At 66.9% G+C, this 2176-nt stretch carries 3 protein-coding genes; all 3 read left to right on the top strand.

All coding sequences use genetic code 11. The features are described from left to right. A partial coding sequence (locus WAN71_RS03050) for a phosphatase PAP2 family protein (protein WP_422223911.1) occupies positions 1 to 359 on the top strand: 359 nt, incomplete at its 5' end. After that, on the top strand, positions 356 to 1282 hold the full coding sequence (locus tag WAN71_RS03045; RefSeq protein ID WP_422223910.1) for a decaprenyl-phosphate phosphoribosyltransferase: 927 nt from the start codon (positions 356 to 358) through the stop codon (positions 1280 to 1282). The genes WAN71_RS03050 and WAN71_RS03045, both read left to right, overlap by 4 nt. A gap of 37 nt (positions 1283 to 1319) precedes the next feature. Further along, the coding region (zomB, locus tag WAN71_RS03040) for a flagellar motor control protein ZomB (protein ID WP_422223912.1) at positions 1320 to 2176 on the top strand (857 nt) is incomplete at its 3' end.

The raw sequence follows: 2176 nt of genomic DNA, 5'->3' as shown, positions 1-2176 counted from the left end.
GGCTGGTGGCCGGCGCCGGGGCGTTCTCCGCGCATGCGGCCGCGGTGCTGATCAAGCGACTGGTGCGGCGTCCGCGGCCGCATCATCCGGCGGTGGCGGTGAACGTCGGCACACCGAGCCGGCTGAGCTTCCCGTCGGCGCATGCCACCTCGACCACCGCGGCTTCCATTCTGCTGGCCCGTGCCACTGGAGCGCCGCTGCCTGTCATGCTGGTGCCGCCGATGGCACTCTCGCGAGTGTTGCTCGGCGTGCACTATCCCAGCGACGTGGCCACCGGCGTGGTGGTCGGCGCCGCCGTCGCGGCCGTCGCCGCTCGAATCGACGGGCGATTGAAACCGGCAGGTGGAGCGGGCAGATGAGCGAAGACATCAAAGATGATGAAGCGCCGGTGACCGGACCGCCGGCCAACCTGATCGTCGGCGTGGTCAAGGCGATGCGCCCGCGGCAGTGGGTGAAGAACATTCTGGTGTTGGCGGCGCCGCTGGCCGCGTTTAGTGCCGACGTCCACTACGACTGGGCCAAGGTGCTTGTCCAGGTGGCAGTCGCTTTCGTGGTGTTCTGCCTGGCGGCCTCGTCGGTCTATTTGGTCAACGACGTCCGCGACGTAGAGGCCGACCGCGCTCATCCCACCAAGCGATTCCGGCCTATCGCCGCCGGCGTGGTGCCCGAGTGGCTGGCTTACACGCTGGCGGTGGTGCTCGCGGCAGCCTCGCTGATTATCGCGTGGTGGGTCACCCCGAATCTGGCGCTGGTGATGGCTGTGTACATAGCCATCCAGCTGGGGTATTGCTTTGGCCTCAAACACCAAGCGGTGATTGACATTTGCATCGTTTCGTCCGGGTTCTTGATCCGCGCCATCGCCGGCGGCGCGGCCGCCAGTATCCATCTGTCCCAATGGTTTTTGCTGATGATGGCTTTCGGATCGTTGTTCATGGCGGCCGGCAAGCGCTACGCCGAGCTGCAACTGGCCGAGCGCACCGGAGCCAGCATCCGCAAGTCGCTGGAGAGCTACACCAGTACCTATCTGCGGTTCGTCTGGACGATGTCGGCCACCGCCGTAGTGGTGTGCTACGGGCTGTGGGCCTTCGAGCGTGACCACGGCAAAGCCGGCTGGTACGCGGTGTCGATGGTGCCGTTCACAATCGCGATCCTGCGGTATGCGGTGGACGTCGACGGCGGCCTGGCCGGGGAGCCGGAGGACATCGCGCTGCGCGACCGGGTGCTGCAGCTACTGTTCTTGGCCTTGATCGGAACCGTTGGTGTTGCGGTTATCCTCGGCTGACGCGGCGTGCAAGACCCCGGCGCCGTCTGGCCGGCCGATAACCAGGGCGATAGGCCGGCCGGCGTTCCCCTACGACGCCACGGTCCGGGTCAGTCTCTGGGTGAGCGTGGCCGTGGTTGCCGTGTTGTTCGGCTGGGGTGCCTGGCAGCGGCGCTGGATCGCCGACGACGGGCTGATCGTCTTACGCACCGTGCGAAACCTGTTGGCCGGCAACGGCCCTGTGTTCAACGCGGGCGAGCGGGTGGAGGCCAATACTTCGGTGGTGTGGACGTATCTGGTCTATGCCGGAAGCTGGCTGAGCTGGCCGATGCGCCTGGAGTATGTGGCCCTGGTGCTAGCCCTGCTGCTCAGCGTGGCGGGGTTGGCGATGCTGATGCTGGGCACCGGCCGGCTGTTCGCCCCCGGCTTGCTGGGCCGTCGGGCGGTCATGCTGCCGGCCGGCGCGCTGGTGTACATCGCGGTCCCGCCGTCGCGTGACTTCGCTACCTCCGGCCTGGAAAGCGGGCTGGTGATGGCCTATCTCGGGCTGCTTTGGTGGATGATGGTCTGCTGGTCGCAGGCCCACCAGTGCCCTGGCGGGCAGCGCCCTCGCGGGCGAATGTTCACCGGCGCGCTGGCCTGTGTCGCCGGATGCAGCGTGTTGGTGCGCCCCGAGCTGGCTCTGATCGGCGGCCTGGCGCTGATCATGATGCTGATCACTGCGAAGGGCTGGCGGCGTCGAGTGCTGATCGTGGTGGCCGGCGGGCTGCTTCCGGTGGGCTACCAGATCTTCCGGATGGGCTACTACGCGTTGCTGTTTCCCGGGACCGCGCTGGCCAAGGATGCGGCCGGCGACAAATGGTCGCAAGGCGTGATCTACCTGTCCAACTTCAACCGCCCCTATGCGCTGTGGAT

It is taken from the genome of Mycobacterium sp. (assembly GCF_049280035.1).
Lineage (GTDB): Bacteria > Actinomycetota > Actinomycetes > Mycobacteriales > Mycobacteriaceae > Mycobacterium.
The sequence above is the reverse complement of the archived record's forward strand: the minus strand, read 5'-3'. Positions and strand labels throughout refer to the sequence as shown.

Bases quoted from the DNA above. Each gene is read 5' to 3' on its own strand.
- WAN71_RS03045 (WP_422223910.1), top strand. From the start codon at position 356: ATGAGCGAAGACATCAAAGATGATGAAGCGCCGGTGACCGGACCGCCG.